We start from the raw sequence: 16,251 nt of genomic DNA on the forward strand, positions 1-16,251 counted from the left end.
GATGGACGATGCGTCGTTGGTCGGGCTCATGGGACGGGTGACCGGAACGGTCGGACCCGGGCTCGTCGGCGAGGTGATCGTCCGCGTACGCGGAGGCGCGGAGCACTTTCTCGCCTACCCGGCCGACGGCACGGGCCGGTTGGCACCGGGCACGGTGGTGATGGTGGTGGACCACCTGCCGCCGAGAACGGTGTACGTGACGGCGGCGTACGACAACTGAGCAGGTCCGCTGCGACAACTGAGCGCGCCCGCTACGACAGTTGAGCAAGCTCCGTCGCAGGTGAGACGACGCGCATCAAGATTGCAACAAGGATTCGTCAGCGTCTTCACCCGGGGCTCGCACAGGCGCACACTCCCTTCGTTCGGTGCCGAACGGGCACCATGCAAAGGGGGCGCATGCCGATGGTTGTCGGCGTCGTAGCGGGGGCGGTCGTCGTTGCCGTCCTTGTAGTGATCGGTCTGTTCAAGTTGATGTGGCGGGTCGCCGAGCCGAACGAGGCGCTCGTCATCTCCGGGTCCAACCACCGCACCGAGGGCCTCGAGGAGGGCATGGGCTTCCGCATCGTCACCGGGCGCGGCACGCTGGTACTGCCCGGTGTGCAGGCGGTGCGCCGGCTCTCCCTGGACCTGAACGAGACCGAGTTGCACGTGGACTGCGTGACGCACCAGGGCATTCCGCTGAAGGTGCGGGGCGTGGTCATCTTCAAGGTCGGCGACGACTTCGTGTCGATCGCCAACGCCGCCCGCCGTTTCCTGGACCAGCAGCGGCTGATGTCGGAGCGGGTGCACAACGTCTTCGCCGGTCATCTCCGGTCCATCGTGGGCGGGTTGACGGTCGAAGACATGATCCGCGACCGGGAGAAGCTGACGGGCCAGACCCGGGCGGCCTGCGGTACCGAGATGGAGAAGCTCGGCCTGATCGTCGACTCGCTGCAGATCCACGAGATCGAGGACCCGACCGGGTACATCCAGAACCTGGCGATGCCGCACGCGGCGGCCGTCCAGCGGGACGCGCGCATCGCGCAGGCGGAGGCGAACCGGCTCGCCACCGAGGCTGAACAGCAGGCGGCGGCCCGGATGTCGGAGGCGACCCGGGACAGCGAGATCCTCCAGGCCGGCTACCAGGCCGAGCGGGACAAGGCATCGGCGAAGGCCCGGCAGGCCGGTCCACTCGCCGACGCAGCCGCCCGGCAGGAGGTCGTCGTCCAGGAGACGCGGGTCGCGGAACTGGAGGCGCACCGGCGCGAGCAGCAGCTCCAGGCGGACGTCCGCAAGCCGGCGGACGCCAAGGCGTACGAGAAGCGCACGCTCGCCGAGGCCGAGCGCGACGCGCGGATCTCGGCGGCGCAGGCCAAGGCGAAGGAGACGGAGCTGGCGGCGGCGGCCGAGGCGACCCGTGTCAAGACGGCTGCGGGCGCCGAGGCCGAGGCGACCAAGACCCGGGGTGCGGCGACCGCCGCGGCGACCCGGGCGACCGGTGAGGCCGAGGCCGCCGCCGCGCAGGCGAGGGGTCTGGCGGAGGCCGAGGCGACAAAGGCGCAGGGTCTGGCGGAGGCGGAGGCCATCAAGGCCCGCGCCGCCGCGCTCGCCGAGAACCAGGAGGCGGTCGTCGCCCAGCAACTCGCCGAGAAGTGGCCGGAGATCGTCCAGGCCGGCGCGTCCGCGTTCGGCAACGTGGACAACATGGTGCTGCTCAACGGCGCCGACGGCATGGCGGAGTTGTTCGCGAAGGCGCTCACCATGGGCGGCACCGGCCTCGGCCTGGCCCGCCAGCTGCTGTCCTCGATGAACCAGAACGGCCAGGCGCAGAACGGTACTCCCTCCGTCGACGGCCCTGCCCAGAAGGTGACGGTGGACGAGCAGTAACCCTGCGGGCGCAGTCACGGGGGCACCCTCTAAGGTGCCCCCGTGACCACGTTTACGGATGAGAACGTCCCTGGCCGCCACGGCCCCCACGCCACCACCGAGGCCGATCCGCGCGAGGTCGGCCGGGTGCGCACCGAGTACTCCCCCGCCCATGACGGCGACCCCGATCCCGGGGAGATCGTCTGGACCTGGGTGCCGTTCGAGGAGAACGACGGCCGGGGCAAGGACCGCCCGGTGCTGGTCGTCGCCCGGGAGGCGGCGGGCACCTTCCTCGCGGTGCAGCTCTCCAGCAAGCGGCACGACAGCGATCGCGAGTGGGTGGCGATCGGCAGCGGGCCCTGGGACCGGACGGGCCGGGACTCCTGGGTGGACGTGGACCGCGTCCTGCGGCTGCACGAGGAGGGCATGCGCCGGGAGGCCTGCGCGCTGGACCGCATGCGGTTCAACCTTGTCCGGCAGCGGCTGCACGAGCGCTACGGCTGGACCTGAGGCGCGCCGAGCCCCTCGCATACCCTCTCTGAGCAGCGGAAACCGCGCAGGCGCGCGCTCATGGCACCACCCCCGTGGGAGCCACGAGCGCGGCCCGTGCGGTTTCCTCCGCCGTGCTCATGTACGCATCGTGGGCGATGCTGGACGGACGGTGCAACGGAGTTTCCCGGACTCCTGAACACCGCGGAACAGTCCCGGAACGCACGAGGAAACGGAGATGATCGGCTCCGGACGTCCCGAAGGGCACTCTTGTGCGAAGCGACGCGAGGGTCTTGGGTGGGACGAGTGTTTGCCCGGCTCATCCGGAACCGGGCCGATGGCATGGTGGAATCTCAGGAGGATCCCTACATGTCTGATTCATCAGGTTCAACGAGTAAAGGCGGCGACTGTACGGGGCACCGCACCGCCGTCACGGAGGCCGAGGTGGAGGCCCTGGTCAAGGGCATCTGCTTCAAGACCGGACCACCCCGGTTCCTCGGGGTCGAAGTGGAATGGCTCGTTCATGAGCTGCGGCGACCGCGGCTCCCCGTGACACCCGAACGACTCGAAGCGGCCTACGCCGCGCTGCGTACCGTGCCCCTGAGGTCGGCGCTCACCGTCGAACCCGGCGGTCAGCTGGAGCTGAGCTCGCCGCCCGCCGCCTCCCTGATGGAGTGCATCGGTACCGTCTCCGCCGATCTGGACGCCGTCCGCGCGGTCCTCGCCAAGGACGAGCTCGGTCTCGTCGGCTTCGGCAACGACCCCTGGCACGAGCCCCGCCGGTTCCTGCGCGCACCGCGCTACGACGCCCTGGAGACCTGCCTCGACCGCACCGGCGCGGCCGGCCGCCGGATGATGTGCAGTTCGGCCTCCGTCCAGGTCTGCGTGGACGCCGGCCACGACGAGCCCGGCCCGCTCGGGCACGTACGGCGCTGGTGGCTCGCGCACCAGCTCGGCCCGGTGCTGGTGGCCGCGTTCGCCAACTCCCCGCTGGCCGGAGGGCGGCCCACGGGCTGGCTGTCCAGCCGGCAGCTGTGGTGGACGGAGATCGGCCCCGGGCGGGCGGGCGCGCCTCCGCTGGACGGCGAGCCCCGGTCCGCCTGGGCCCGGCACGCGCTGGACGCCCCGGTGATGTGCGTACGGCGCGACGGCGGACCCTGGGACGTGCCCGAGGGCCTCACCTTCCGTGACTGGACCCGGTCCGGGGCGCCCCGCCCGCCGGCGCGGGAGGACGTCGACTACCACCTCACGACGCTGTTCCCGCCGGTCAGACCGCGCGGTCACCTGGAACTTCGCATGATCGACGCGCAGCCCGGCGATGACGGCTGGATCGTGCCGTTCGCGGTGACGGCGGCACTGTTCGACGACCCGGAGGCCGCCGAGACGGCGTACCGGACGGTGAAGCCGCTGGCCGAGCGAACCCTCGGCCGCCCCGCGCCGCACAATCCCCTGTGGACCGACGCGGCCCGCCACGGCCTCGCCGACCGGGAACTGCACGAGGCCGCCGTCGCCTGTTTCTCGGCCGCCCTGGAGGCCCTGCCCCGGATCGGCGCCACACCCGAAGTCACGGACGCCGTCGCGACGTTCCTCGACCGCCATGTCGTCCGGGCCCGCTGCCCCGCCGACGACCTGCTGGAACAACTGAGCGCCACCGGCACCGCCCATGGGAAGGACATCCGCACATGACCGCCCCCGAAAACGGTATGGAGACCGATATCGCAGCCGGCCTCGACACCGACGTCGAGGCCCTCCGGAAGCGCGCGCTCGACTCGCTCACCACCGCCCGGGCCCGCACCACCCTGCTCACCAGCTGTGTCGAGGAGCCCGAACTCACCGCGCAGCACTCGCCGTTGATGTCCCCGCTGGTGTGGGACCTCGCGCACATCGGCAACCAGGAGGAGCTGTGGCTGCTGCGGGCGGTCGGCGGCCGGGAGGCGATGCGGCCGGAGATCGACAGCCTGTACGACGCCTTCGAGCACCCGCGTTCCGAGCGCCCCACGCTGCCGCTGCTGCCGCCCGACGAGGCCCGCCGCTACGCGGCCGAGGTGCGTGGCCGGGCCCTGGACCTGCTGGAGGGCGCGGACTTCCACGGCACCCGGCTCACCGCTGCCGGTTTCGCCTTCGGGATGATCGCGCAGCACGAACAGCAGCACGACGAGACCATGCTGATCACCCATCAGCTCCGCAAGGGGCCACAGGCCCTGACCGCGCCCGACCCGCAGCCCGCTCCCCCGTTCCGGGGCGCGGCCGAAGTCCTGGTCCCCGGCGGGCCGTTCACCATGGGCACCTCCACCGAGCCGTGGGCACTGGACAACGAGCGCCCCGCACACCAGCGGGAGGTGGCGCCGTTCTGGATCGACACGACACCGGTGACGAACGCGTCGTACCAGGCGTTCATCGAGGACGGCGGCTATGACACCGAGCGCTGGTGGACGCCGGAGGGCTGGGCGCACATCCGGCGGCACGCGATCACGGCACCGCTGTTCTGGCGCCGGGACGGCGGCCAGTGGCTGCGCCGGCACTTCGGGGTCACAGAGGTGGTCCCGCCCGACGAGCCGGTGCTGCACGTGTGCTGGTACGAGGCCGACGCGTACGCCCGCTGGGCCGGGCGCCGGCTGCCCACGGAGACGGAGTGGGAGAAGGCCGCCCGCCACGACCCGGCCACCGGCCGTTCCCGGCGCTACCCGTGGGGCGACGCCGACCCGGCGCCGGAACACGCCAACCTCGGCCAGCGGCATCTGCGGCCCGCCCCGGCCGGCAGCTACCCGGCCGGTGAATCCGCGCTCGGCGTACGGCAGTTGATCGGTGACGTGTGGGAGTGGACGGCGAGCGACTTCCTGCCGTACCCGGGCTTCACGGCGTACCCGTACAAGGAGTACTCGGAGGTGTTCTTCGGCCCCGAGTACAAGGTGCTGCGCGGCGGTTCGTTCGCCGTGGACCCGGTGGCCTGCCGGGGCACGTTCCGCAACTGGGACTACCCGATCCGGCGGCAGATCTTCTCCGGATTCCGCACCGCCAGCTCGGAGCGTGCCTGATGTGCCGTCACCTCGCCTGTCTGGGACCGGAGGAGCCGCTCGGCCGGCTCCTGGTGGATCCCCCGCACGGCCTGTACCGCCAGTCGTGGGCACCGCGCCGGCAGCGGTACGGCACGGTCAACGCCGACGGTTTCGGGGTCGGCTGGTACGCCCCCGGCGATCCGGTGCCGGCCCGCTACCGCCGGTCGGGGCCGATCTGGGCCGACCTGTCCTTCGCCGACCTGGCGCGCGTGGTGCGCTCCGGTGCCGTGCTCGCCGCCGTACGCGACGCGACCGTGGCCGGTGCGGACGGCGAGGCCGCGGCGGCGCCGTTCGCGGCCGGGCGGTGGCTGTTCAGCCACAACGGCGCGATCGCGGGCTGGCCGCAGTCGGCGGCGCCCCTGGTGTCCGCCCTGCCCCCGGTCGACCTGCTGTCGCTGGAGGCCCGTACCGACTCGGCGTTCGTCTGGGCGCTGGTGCTGCACCGGCTGCGCCTGGGCGACGAGCCTGCCCGCGCCCTCGGCGAAACCGTTCAGCAACTGGCCGAGGCGGCGCCCGCCTCACGCCTGAACCTCCTGCTCACCGACGGCGACACCATCGCCGCCACAGCCTGGGGCGACAGCCTCTGGCACCGCACGGAACCGGGCCGGTGCACGGTCGTCGCCTCCGAGCCGTACGACGACGACCCGCTCTGGCAGGAGGTCCCCGACCGCACCGTGCTCACCGCGAGCCGCGCCGGCGTGCTGCTCACGCCGCTGGAGGACCCGGCGTCCGTATCCCCGAAGGAGCCCTGTACGTGAGTCCCCTGCGAGTCACCCGCACCCTGCCCGAGGACGCGACCGACGCCGCGCTGCGCGCCGACGTCCGGCACGGCCTCACCGTCCGCCCGAAGTGGCTGCCGCCCAAGTGGTTCTACGACGCGCGCGGCAGCGAGCTGTTCGAGCAGATCACGGAACTGCCCGAGTACTACCCCACGCGCGCCGAGCGGGAGATCCTGGCCACCCGGTCCGGGGAGATCGCCGCCGCGAGCGGCGCCCGCACTCTGGTCGAACTGGGCTCAGGCTCCTCGGAGAAGACCCGCTATCTGATCGACGCGCTGCCCCGGCTTGCCGCGTACGTCCCGGTCGACGTCAGCGAGAGCGCGCTCACCCAGGCCGGGCGGGCGCTCATCGCCGAGCGGCCGGGCCTGGACGTGCACGCGCTGATCGCCGACTTCACCGCGCCCCTGACGCTGCCCGAGACGCCCGGGCCGCGCCTGGTGGCCTTCCTCGGCGGCACGATCGGCAACCTGCTGCCCGCCGAGCGGGCCGAGTTCCTGGCCTCCGTACGGAAGCTGCTCGCCCCGGGCGACGGGCTGCTGCTCGGCACGGACCTGGTCAAGGACGAGCACGTCCTGGTCCGGGCGTACGACGACGCGGCCGGGGTGACGGCGGCGTTCAACAAGAACGTGCTGGCCGTCGTCAACCGCGAACTGGGCGCCGACTTCGACCCCGCCGCCTTCGAGCACGTGGCGCGGTGGGACCCGGAGCAGGAGTGGATCGAGATGCGGCTGCGCTCGCGCACCGCACAGACCGTGAAGGTGCCCGCGCTGGACCTCGCCGTGCACTTCGCGGCGGGCGAGGAGATGCGCACCGAGGTGTCGGCGAAGTTCCGCAGGGAAAGCGTGAATGCCGAACTTGCCGAGGCCGGGCTTGAGTTGACCCACTGGTGGACCGACGCGGAGGGCAGGTTCGCGCTGTCGCTGAACGTGGCCCGGTGAGCCGGGGCGGGTCCGGTCAGCACCCTGGTCATGTACTCCTTGATCGGGTTGTCGGCCTCGACTCGGCCCACTGAGGCGTGTTGGGGGTCGCCCGGCCGTGCGCGGCCCCCGCCGCCATGGCGGCGACCCCCTCCTCCCCGGCGGTCGCGGCGAACTGGTCATCGGTGATGCGCGGGACGACGAGGTCGGAGCCGCCGGTGAAGACGGTGCCGGGCCGGCCGGCGGTGCTGCGGGGCACCGGGAAGAAGCCGAGCTTGCCCTTGAGCCCGGGGTTCTGCTGCACGATCGCCTGGGCGAGCCCGTCAAGGGATGTCGCCGATACGACCGCGACGCCGTGCGGCCGGGGCGGTCATGGGGCACGGTGGAGTACGGCGTGACACCCCGGTCACGGAGGAGAGGAGCACCCTCATGACGAACCACACCTACCGGGTCACGGAGATCGTCGGCAGCTCTCACGAGGGCGTCGACCAGGCCATCCGCAACGGCATCTCCCGGGCCGGCCAGACGCTGCGCAATCTGGACTGGTTCGAGGTGACCCAGGTCCGGGGTCAGCTCACGGACGGCCAGATCGAGCACTGGCAGGTGGGCCTGAAGGTGGGCTTCCGCATCGAGGACAGCGCGTAGGGCCTCAGGTCCGGCCCTCTCGCTCCTGGGCCTCCTCCAGAACGGCCGACTTTGCGCTCCAGCGGGCCCGTACGACCGTGAACCCGGCGCGCTCGGCGTCGTCGCAGACCAGCTCGTCGTCGTCGACGAGGACACGGATCTCGCGGTCCCGGGCGAGCCGGCGCAGCAGCTCCAGCTTGGTGAACCGGGCGGGCCTGCGGTCGGCGTTGTCCCGCATATGGACGTCGCCCTTGGGCAGCCCGTGTGCCGCGAGCCAGTCCAGCGTGTCGCGCCGGCACCGCTCGGGGCGGCCGGTGAGGTAGACGATCTCGCACTCCCGGGCGCTGTCCAGGGCCAGCGCCACGCCCACCGCGAGCGGCGGATCGTCCGGGGCGGCGGAGAAGAAACCGGCCCAGTCCCGCCGCCTGCCCTCCAGGAAGTGCTGCCGGTGGGCCGTGTCGGCGAGGGTGTTGTCCAGGTCGAACACGGCGATCGGGCGCTTACTGCTGTCGGTCACCGGACCACACTAGCCAGCGCCCGGTCGTGGCAGGGAACTCGGGCACCCGGTTGTGACCGGAATCGCCGGCGCCCGGTTGTGGCGGGAGTCGCGGGCGGTGGCGGGAATCACCCGCGCGCCACGGTGTTGAACCCTGCGTGAGCAGCGCAGTGATCGCCCGGACCAGGTTCTCCGTCCTCGACCGTTCCCGCACCCGCGAGGGGCGCCCGCCCGGCGAGGCGCTGCGGAACACCGTCGCGCTGGCGCGAGAGGCGGAGGCGCTCGGCTACCACCGCTTCTGGGTGTCCGAGCACCACGGCGTGCCCGGGGTCGCCGGGTCGGCGCCGACCGTGCTCGCCGCCGCCGTGGCCGGGGCGACCCGCACGATCCGGGTCGGCACCGGCGGAGTCATGCTGCCCAACCATCAGCCGCTCGTGGTGGCCGAGCAGTTCGGAGTGCTGGAGTCGCTCTTCCCGGGCCGGATCGACATGGGGCTCGGCCGTTCCGTGGGCTTCACGGACGGGGTGCGCAGGGCGCTCGGCCGGGACAAGGGCGACGCCGAGGACTTCGCGGCCCAGCTCGGTGAGCTGCTGGGCTGGTTCGAGGGCACCTCGCCGACCGGGGCACACGCCCGCCCGGCGGAGGGCCTCAGGGTGCCGCCGTTCGTGCTGGCCATGGGCGAGGGCGCGCGGATCGCGGCCCGCGCCGGCCTGCCCATGGTCATCGGTGATCTGCGGGGCCGCGAGAAGATGCTGCGCGGCATCGACCAGTACCGCTCCTTGTTCCGCCCCTCCCCCTGGGCGCACGAGCCGTACGTCGTGATCTCCGGCACGGTCGCCGTCGCCGACACCCCCGAGGCCGTACACCGGCTGCTGGCCCCGGAGGCCTGGTCCATGGCGTACTCCCGCACCCACGGCACCTTCCCTCCGCTGGCCCCCGCCGAGGAGCTCGCGGCCCGCACGATGACCGCGAAGGAACGCGGCTTCTACGAGTCCGGGCTCGCCGGACACATCGCGGGCCCCGAGGAGCAGGTCGCCGCCGAGCTGGAGGCGGTGCTGAAGGAGACGGAAGCCGACGAGGTCCTCGTCACCACCAGCACGTACGACCGTGACGCGCTGCTGGGCTCCTACCGGCGACTGGCGGCCCTGTTCGCGCCGGGCCGCTGAACCGGGCCCGAGATGCGGACCCCGCCGGGCCCGGTGACCCTGGGAGGAAAGCCTCGAGCGACGAGGAGGGCTGCCATGCCCGTACTGGACAAGCTCAGGCAGAGCAAGCCGAAGGAGCAGCTGCGGGACACGGACAACCCTCCGCAGTAGCAGTGCACGGGCGCGGGCGCAGATAGGGTTGCGCCTCTATGCACAGTCCACATGACCCGCACGACCCCTACGTCCGCGTTCGCGGTGCCCGCGAGCACAACCTCAAGGGCGTCGACGTGGACATCCCGCGGGACGTCCTGGCCGTGTTCACCGGGGTGTCCGGCTCGGGGAAGTCGTCCCTGGCGTTCGGCACCATCTACGCCGAGGCCCAGCGGCGCTACTTCGAGTCGGTCGCGCCGTACGCGCGCAGACTGATCCACCAGGTCGGGGCGCCCAAGGTCGGCGAGATCACCGGGCTGCCGCCCGCGGTCTCGCTGCAGCAGCGCCGTTCGGCCCCCACCTCGCGCTCCTCGGTGGGCACCGTCACCAATCTCTCCAACTCCCTGCGCATGCTGTACTCGCGTGCCGGCGACTATCCGCCCGGTACCGAACGGCTCGACTCGGACGCGTTCTCGCCGAACACGCCGACGGGTGCCTGCCCGGAGTGCCACGGGCTCGGCCAAGTGCACCGCACCACCGAGGAGTTGCTGGTGCCGGATCCCTCGCTGTCGATCCGCGAGGGCGCGATCGCCGCCTGGCCGGGTGCCTGGCAGGGCAAGAACCTGCGCGACATCCTGGACACGCTCGGCCACGACGTGGACCGCCCCTGGCGCGAACTGCCCGCCGAGGAGCGGGAGTGGATCCTGTTCACGGACGAGCAGCCGGTCGTCACCGTGCACCCCGTCCGGGACGCCGACCGGATCCAACGGCCGTACCAGGGCACGTACATGAGTGCCCGCCGGTACGTCATGAAGACGTACTCGGACACCAAGTCGCCCACGCTTCGGGCCAAGGCGGAACGCTTCCTGACCAGCGCGCCCTGTCCGGCCTGCGGGGGCAGCCGGCTGCGGCCCGAGGCGCTGGCGGTGACCTTCGGGGGCCGCACCATCGCGGAGCTGGCGGCCATGCCGCTGACCGGCCTGGCCGGGCTGCTGCACGGGACCACGGAGACCGCCCGGGTCCTCACGGACGACCTGAAGTCCCGTATCACCCCCGTCCTCGAACTGGGCCTCGGCTATCTCAGCCTGGACCGCTCCACCCCGACCCTGTCGGCGGGTGAGCTGCAACGGCTGCGGCTCGCCACCCAGTTGCGCTCGGGTCTGTTCGGCGTGGTGTACGTGCTGGACGAGCCGTCGGCGGGACTGCACCCGGCGGACACCGAGGCGCTGCTGACCGTGCTGGAGCGGCTGAAGGCGGCGGGTAACACGGTGTTCGTGGTGGAGCATCACCTGGAGGTGGTACGCGGCGCCGACTGGCTGGTGGACGTGGGCCCCGGCGCGGGAGAGCACGGCGGGCGGGTGCTGTACAGCGGGCCGGTGGCCGAGCTGGCCTCGGTCGAGGACTCGGCTACGGCGGTCTTCCTGTTCGACGAGTCACCCGGCCCGGCGCGTGAAGTCCGCGAGCCGCGCGGCTGGTTGACGGTGGGTCCGGTGACCCGGCACAACCTGCGGGAGGTGTCGGCGCGCTTCCCGGTCGGTGCGTTCACCGCGGTGACCGGCGTGTCCGGCTCCGGAAAGTCCACGCTCATCGGGGAGTTGACGGAAGAGGTTGCGGGGGTCGACCGGCTGGTGCGGGTGGACCAGCGACCGATCGGGCGCACCCCGCGCTCCAACCTGGCGACGTACACGGGCCTGTTCGACGTCGTCCGCAAGGAGTTCGCGGGCACGGACGAGGCGCGCGGGCGCGGGTACGGCGTCGGGCGGTTCTCCTTCAACGTGGCGGGAGGGCGCTGCGAGACCTGCCAGGGCGAGGGTTTCGTCAGCGTGGAGCTGTTGTTCCTGCCGAGCACGTACGCGCCCTGCCCGGACTGCGGCGGCGCCCGGTACAACCCGGAGACGCTCCGGGTGACGTACCGGGGACGGAACATCGCCGAGGTGCTCGACCTGACGGTGGAGGCCGCGGCGGCGTTCTTCGCGGACACCCCGGCCGCGGCCCGCAGCCTCGGCACGCTGCTCGACGTCGGCCTCGGCTATCTGCGCCTCGGCCAGCCCGCCACCGAGCTGTCCGGCGGGGAGGCGCAGCGGATCAAGCTGGCGAGCGAGCTGCAGCGCGGTCGCCGCGGCCACACCCTCTACCTCCTGGACGAGCCGACGACCGGGCTGCATCCGGCCGACGTGGAGGTGCTGATGGACCGCCTGCACGGGCTGGTCGACGCCGGGCACACGGTCGTGGTGGTCGAGCACGACATGACGGTGGTCGCGGGCGCCGACTGGGTGATCGACCTGGGACCCGGCGGCGGCGACCGCGGCGGCCGAATCGTCGCGTCCGGCCCACCGGCAGAGGTGGCACAGGCGACGGGCAGCGTCACGGCGCCCTATCTGGCACGGGTCATGCCCTGAGCGGAGCGCTCAGGGCATGGGCAGCAGGTCGAACCTCAGGTGCTGAGCAGCCGGTTGAAGAAGGAGCGGTAGCGGCGCAGTGCCCCGCGGAGTTGCTCCGTGTCCACCTTCTCGCCCTGGCTCCACTGACCCTCCAGGTCCTTCTTGTGCTCGGCGAAGGTGCCGGCCAGGGTCTGCATGACGTCCGCGACCAGGGCGTCGGCGTCGTGCACGGCCTCGCGCGGGTCGTCCACGAACCTGCCCTGGATCTTCTGCCAGCGGTCGCGGTAGTCCCGTTCCTCCGCATCACTCAGCAGCTGCGGCATCTCCTCGTCCGCGGCGCCCGGGGTACCCTCGGCGGCCGCGGCCTCCGGGGCCCGGGCCTCGGCGTCGGACTCTCCGGTGGCGGCTCCTGCGGCGGTCGCTCCTCCGGTGACGGACTCGCCGCTCGGAGGCCCGGTCGCCGTGCTCTCGCCCGGGTAGACGGGCGCTCCCGTGGATGGTGCCTGCCTTTCCTCGCCCGCGCCGGTGCCGGACGACTGGGCGAGGTCTTCGGTGGACGGACCGCCGGTGCTGCGGTCCGCGCCCTCGTTGCTGTGCATGGCGTCCCTCCGTGCAAGGTCGTGATCGGGATCAGGACCGGGCGGGCTGTGCCCGGCCGCCGCCGTCGGAGACGAGTTCGTCGAAGAGGGCGCGGTAGTGCACCATGGCGCCCCGCAGTTGCTCGGTCGTCGCCCGGCTGTGCGTGGTCAGTGACTCCACCTCGTGCGCGGCACGGTAGTGCTCGAGTGTGCGGCCGTGTTCCACCGAGAGGTCCTTCATCTGCTGCTCGTACCCCTCGGTCGGGTAGCCGCGCTCGTGCATCAGGGAGGTCACCAGCCGGTCCGCGTCGTGCACGGCGTCCTCCGGCCGGTCGACGAACTCCTCCTGGACACTGCTCCACTCGCGCGTGTAGCGGTCCCGTGAGGCGGAGGGCAGCGGTTTGATCTCCAGCGAGTCGTGCCGCTTCTCACGGGCCCTCAGCTCACGCTCGGCGGCCATCCGGCTGTCGGATCCCTCGACCGTCCGTTCGTATTCCGGGCCGAAGCGCTCACGGAGGCGGCGGCGCCGCATCAGCAGCAAGACCGCCACAAAGGCCAGGGCGACCACGACGACGATCGGAATGATGATGGCCAGAAGCGTTCCGGTCGACATGGGCGCACGCTCCTCAGTACGTAGTGACATGCGGCCCTACGGGTACCCCCTGTGCCGCACCTTCACCCGTCCCGTCCCATGATCGGCCTCTGGGCGACCAGGGCCGCATGCGTCCAGGCCGGCCCGGGGACGACCGGCTCGGCGGCCTGCGCGAGGGTGCGGCGGTCGGGGTGGGTGCCGGCCGGGATCAGCGGCCGTACCGCCACCTCGGCGGTCAGGCCCCGGGCGCGGGCCACCCGCCACAGGGAGGAGAGCAGGGTGTCCTCGCCGACGAAGGCGGCTGCGGTGCTCGGGGCGCCGCCCGGCTGCCGGTAGCTGAGCTGCACCGGCTGAACCGGTACGCCCGCGTCCAGCGCGGCCTGGAAGACAGCCCGGTGGAAGGTGCCCCGGGCTCGCCCGCACCAGGTGCTGCCCTCGGGGAAGGCGACCACGGCCGCGCCTGACCGCAGCGCGTGCGCGATCCGGGCGACCGTGCCGGGCAGGGCGCGCAGCCGGTCGCGCTCGATGAACAGGGCACCGCCGCGCGCGACGAGCGCGCCCGCCACCGGCCACTGCCGGATCTCGGTCTTGGCGAGCATGCGGGCGGGGCGTACGGCGGCCAGTAGCGGGATGTCCAGCCAGGAGACGTGGTTGGCGACCAGCAGCAGCCCGCCGGCCGGCGCGGTGGTGCCGGTGACGCGGACCCGGACGCCCGCGGCCCGCACGACCATGCGGGACCATCGGCTGATCCAGTCGGCGGGGATCCTCCGGCCGAACGGGGACAGCACGATCCCGGTCATCACCAGGACGGCGACCGTGAGCAGCCGGAGCACGGCCCGGGGTACGGCCACGGTGGCCGGGGCGGGCCCCACACAGGCGCCCGGGGTGCAGGGCGCGGCGGGCAGCCAGGCGCTCATCAGGCGGGCACGAGGGAGAGGAAGTGCCGCAGATAGCGGGCGTTGACCCGGCGCATCGACAGCAGCACGTACAGGTCGGCGACCCCGAAGTCGGGGTCGTGCGCGGGCTCGCCGCACACCCAGGCGCCGAGGCGGAGGTAGCCGCGCAGCAGCGCGGGAAGTTCCATGCGGCCGGCGGGGGCCTCGACGTCCGGGACCCAGGGCAGCAGGGGCCGTACCGGGTACTCGGCCGGGGCGAGGTGCTTCTCGCGCACCCGCTCCCAGGTGGCCGCGGCGAGGGCGCCGCCGTCGGCGAGCGGGACGGAGCAGCAGCCGGCCAGCCACTCGTGGCCCCGGTCGACCATGTAGCGGGCTATGCCGGCCCAGATCAGGCCGATGACGGCGCCGTCGCGGTGGTCGGGGTGGACGCAGGAGCGGCCGACCTCGACCAGGCCGGGCCGGATCGGGTCCAGGGCGCCCAGCTCGAACTCGCCCTCCGAGTACAGCCGCCCGGCGACCGCGGCCCGCTCAGGCGGCAGCAGGCGGTAGGTGCCGACGACCTGGCCGGTCGTGGTGTCACGGACGAGCAGGTGGTCGCAGTACGCGTCGAACGCGTCGACGTCGTGGCCCGGCTGCGGGGTGGTCAGCAGGGCGCCCATCTCCCCGGCGAAGACGTCGTGCCGCAGCCGCTGCGCCGCTCGTACGTCGGCCTCGTCACGGGCGAGGGAGACGGTGTAGCGGGCGGGTGGCGCGGGCTGCGCGGGGCGGTCGAGCGTGGTGATGCCGGTCATGGCTCTCTCCATGGTCACGGGCCGGGATCGGCAGGAGGGGCAGTCCGGCGGTCCGGTCTGCTCCTCCTGTTTTTCCGATGCCGGTTGGCCTGCGCGTGACCGGTGTCAGGAGCCTGGATGTGCGCTTGTTGAACGGCGAAAACCAGATCTTGAACGGCGAAAACCAGACGGGGCCGGGGATGAGCACCACTCCCGGCCCCGCCCGTCCGCCGTCCCTGGGCGAACGTTCATCGGGCGGCTACCGCTTGCCCGCCTTCCGGGTGGCCCGCAGCCACTCCCGGTTCATGCGGGTGATCGACACGAGCGGAATGCCCTTGGGGCAGGCGGTCGCGCACTCGCCGGTGAGCGTGCAGCCGCCGAAGCCCTCCGCGTCCATCTGCGCCACCATGTCGAGGACGCGGGTCTCGCGCTCGGGGGCGCCCTGCGGCAGGACGCCCAGGTGGTTGACCTTGGCGGAGGTGAACAGCATCGCGGCGCCGTTCGGGCACGCGGCCACGCACGCGCCGCAGCCGATGCACTCGGCGTGCTCGAAGGCGTAGTCGGCGTCCGGCTTGGGCACCGGCGTGGCGTGGGCCTCCGGAGCGGAACCGGTGGGCGCGGTGATGTAGCCGCCGGCCTGGATGATGCGGTCGAAGGCCGTGCGGTCCACGACCAGGTCCTTGATCACCGGGAACGCGCGGGCCCGCCACGGCTCGATGTCGATCGTGTCGCCGTCCTTGAAGGACCGCATGTGCAGCTGGCAGGTGGTGGTGCGCTCCGGGCCGTGCGCGTTGCCGTTGATGACCAGCGAGCACGCCCCGCAGATCCCCTCGCGGCAGTCGTGGTCGAAGGCGACGGGCTCGTCGCCGGCCAGGATGAGCTGTTCGTTGAGGACGTCCAGCATCTCCAGGAAGGACATGTCGGGCGAGATGCCGTCCACCTGGTACGTGGACATGGCGCCGTCGGCGTCGGCGTTCTTCTGCCGCCAGACGCGCAGGGTGAGCTTCATGCGTAGCTCCGCTGGGTGGGGTGGACGTACTCGAAGACCAGGTCTTCCTTGTGCAGGGTCGGGGCTTCGCCCGTGCCCGTGAACTCCCAGGCCGCAGCGTAGGAGAACTCCTCGTCCCTGCGGGCCGCCTCGCCGTCGGGCGTCTGGGACTCCTCGCGGAAGTGGCCGCCGCAGGACTCGCTGCGGTGCAGCGCGTCCAGACACATCAGCTCGGCAAGTTCCAGGTAGTCGACGATGCGGTTGGCCTTCTCCAGCGACTGGTTGAACTCCTCGCCTGTGCCGGGGACCTTGATGCGCCGCCAGAACTCCTCGCGGATCTGCGGGATCCGGTCGAGCGCTTTTCGCAGGCCCTCGTCGGTGCGGGCCATCCCGCAGAACTCCCACATGAGTTCGCCGAGTTCGCGGTGGAACGAGTCGGGGGTGCGGTCGCCGTCCACGGCCAGCAGCTTCGCCAGCCGCGCCTCGGTCTCGGCCGCGACCTCCTTGACGGCGGGGTGGTCCGAACCCACCTCGCCCTGCCCGGG

General features: G+C 72.4%; 16 protein-coding genes and 2 pseudogenes. 10 read left to right on the top strand and 8 right to left on the bottom strand.

From position 1 onward, the window contains the following. Position 1: 1 nt before the first annotated feature. From ACWD3E_RS10245 to egtD, 7 genes are all read left to right on the top strand, one after another. Positions 2 to 220: a hypothetical protein gene (locus ACWD3E_RS10245; protein ID WP_451387087.1), complete on the top strand. Its 219-nt coding sequence runs from the start codon at positions 2 to 4 to the stop codon at positions 218 to 220. A 176-nt stretch (positions 221 to 396) separates the two neighbouring features. Beyond that, positions 397 to 1,866: an SPFH domain-containing protein gene (locus ACWD3E_RS10250; RefSeq protein WP_451387088.1), complete on the top strand. Its 1,470-nt coding sequence runs from the start codon at positions 397 to 399 to the stop codon at positions 1,864 to 1,866. A gap of 42 nt (positions 1,867 to 1,908) precedes the next feature. Beyond that, positions 1,909 to 2,355 carry a type II toxin-antitoxin system PemK/MazF family toxin gene (locus ACWD3E_RS10255; RefSeq protein ID WP_451387089.1) on the top strand — a complete coding sequence of 149 codons (447 nt, stop codon included), beginning with the start codon at positions 1,909 to 1,911 and terminating at the stop codon, positions 2,353 to 2,355. A 348-nt stretch (positions 2,356 to 2,703) separates the two neighbouring features. Next, a complete protein-coding gene (gene egtA / locus ACWD3E_RS10260) occupies positions 2,704 to 4,020 on the top strand; it encodes an ergothioneine biosynthesis glutamate--cysteine ligase EgtA (protein WP_451387090.1) in 1,317 nt (438 codons plus the stop codon). Beyond that, a complete protein-coding gene (gene egtB / locus ACWD3E_RS10265) occupies positions 4,017 to 5,369 on the top strand; it encodes an ergothioneine biosynthesis protein EgtB (RefSeq protein ID WP_451387091.1) in 1,353 nt (450 codons plus the stop codon). Before egtA ends, egtB begins: the two co-directional genes overlap by 4 nt. Then, positions 5,369 to 6,148 carry an ergothioneine biosynthesis protein EgtC gene (egtC, locus tag ACWD3E_RS10270; protein ID WP_451387092.1) on the top strand — a complete coding sequence of 260 codons (780 nt, stop codon included), beginning with the start codon at positions 5,369 to 5,371 and terminating at the stop codon, positions 6,146 to 6,148. Before egtB ends, egtC begins: the two co-directional genes overlap by 1 nt. Beyond that, complete coding sequence (gene egtD / locus ACWD3E_RS10275; RefSeq protein ID WP_451387093.1) at positions 6,145 to 7,107, top strand: L-histidine N(alpha)-methyltransferase; 963 nt, start codon at positions 6,145 to 6,147, stop codon at positions 7,105 to 7,107. The genes egtC and egtD overlap by 4 nt, the downstream gene beginning before the upstream one ends. Here the strand turns inward: egtD and ACWD3E_RS10280 are convergent. Beyond that, positions 7,098 to 7,432 (bottom strand): annotated as a pseudogene (locus ACWD3E_RS10280) (extracellular solute-binding protein); the annotation flags it as partial. The gene egtD and the pseudogene ACWD3E_RS10280 overlap by 10 nt on opposite strands. A gap of 83 nt (positions 7,433 to 7,515) precedes the next feature. Between ACWD3E_RS10280 and ACWD3E_RS10285 the strand changes: the two are divergent. Then, entirely contained in the window at positions 7,516 to 7,731 is a 216-nt protein-coding gene (locus tag ACWD3E_RS10285; protein ID WP_451387094.1) for a dodecin, read from the top strand. Positions 7,732 to 7,735: 4 nt separating this feature from the next. Here the strand turns inward: ACWD3E_RS10285 and ACWD3E_RS10290 are convergent, their stop codons facing one another. Then, positions 7,736 to 8,227 carry a phosphatase domain-containing protein gene (locus ACWD3E_RS10290; protein ID WP_451387095.1) on the bottom strand — a complete coding sequence of 164 codons (492 nt, stop codon included), beginning with the start codon at positions 8,225 to 8,227 and terminating at the stop codon, positions 7,736 to 7,738. A 137-nt stretch (positions 8,228 to 8,364) separates the two neighbouring features. Between ACWD3E_RS10290 and ACWD3E_RS10295 the strand changes: the two genes are divergently transcribed. Both ACWD3E_RS10295 and ACWD3E_RS10300 read left to right on the top strand, forming a co-directional pair. Next, entirely contained in the window at positions 8,365 to 9,372 is a 1,008-nt protein-coding gene (locus tag ACWD3E_RS10295) for an LLM class flavin-dependent oxidoreductase (protein ID WP_451387096.1), read from the top strand. 188 nt (positions 9,373 to 9,560) lie between these two features. Then, a complete protein-coding gene (locus ACWD3E_RS10300; RefSeq protein ID WP_451387097.1) occupies positions 9,561 to 11,900 on the top strand; it encodes an ABC transporter in 2,340 nt (779 codons plus the stop codon). 35 nt (positions 11,901 to 11,935) lie between these two features. On the opposite strand, the gene ACWD3E_RS10305 is transcribed toward ACWD3E_RS10300, so the two are convergent. The 6 genes and pseudogenes from ACWD3E_RS10305 to ACWD3E_RS10330 form a co-directional block, all read right to left on the bottom strand. Then, complete coding sequence (locus ACWD3E_RS10305) at positions 11,936 to 12,481, bottom strand: hypothetical protein (RefSeq protein ID WP_451387098.1); 546 nt, start codon at positions 12,479 to 12,481, stop codon at positions 11,936 to 11,938. Positions 12,482 to 12,512: 31 nt separating this feature from the next. Next, positions 12,513 to 13,073, bottom strand: coding sequence for a hypothetical protein (locus tag ACWD3E_RS10310; RefSeq protein WP_451387099.1), 561 nt, complete (start codon positions 13,071 to 13,073; stop codon positions 12,513 to 12,515). A 62-nt stretch (positions 13,074 to 13,135) separates the two neighbouring features. Further along, positions 13,136 to 13,969: a lysophospholipid acyltransferase family protein gene (locus tag ACWD3E_RS10315; protein ID WP_451387100.1), complete on the bottom strand. Its 834-nt coding sequence runs from the start codon at positions 13,967 to 13,969 to the stop codon at positions 13,136 to 13,138. Next, positions 13,969 to 14,739: a GNAT family N-acetyltransferase gene (locus tag ACWD3E_RS10320; protein WP_451387101.1), complete on the bottom strand. Its 771-nt coding sequence runs from the start codon at positions 14,737 to 14,739 to the stop codon at positions 13,969 to 13,971. The genes ACWD3E_RS10315 and ACWD3E_RS10320 overlap by 1 nt, the downstream gene beginning before the upstream one ends. Positions 14,740 to 14,977: 238 nt before the next feature. Continuing rightward, positions 14,978 to 15,727 (bottom strand): succinate dehydrogenase/fumarate reductase iron-sulfur subunit, encoded by a 750-nt coding sequence (locus tag ACWD3E_RS10325; protein ID WP_451387102.1) that lies wholly within the window; start codon positions 15,725 to 15,727, stop codon positions 14,978 to 14,980. Further along, positions 15,724 to 16,251, bottom strand: a pseudogene (locus tag ACWD3E_RS10330) (fumarate reductase/succinate dehydrogenase flavoprotein subunit); the annotation flags it as partial. The gene ACWD3E_RS10325 and the pseudogene ACWD3E_RS10330, both read right to left, overlap by 4 nt.

This window comes from Streptomyces sp. NPDC002676, from assembly GCF_053592455.1.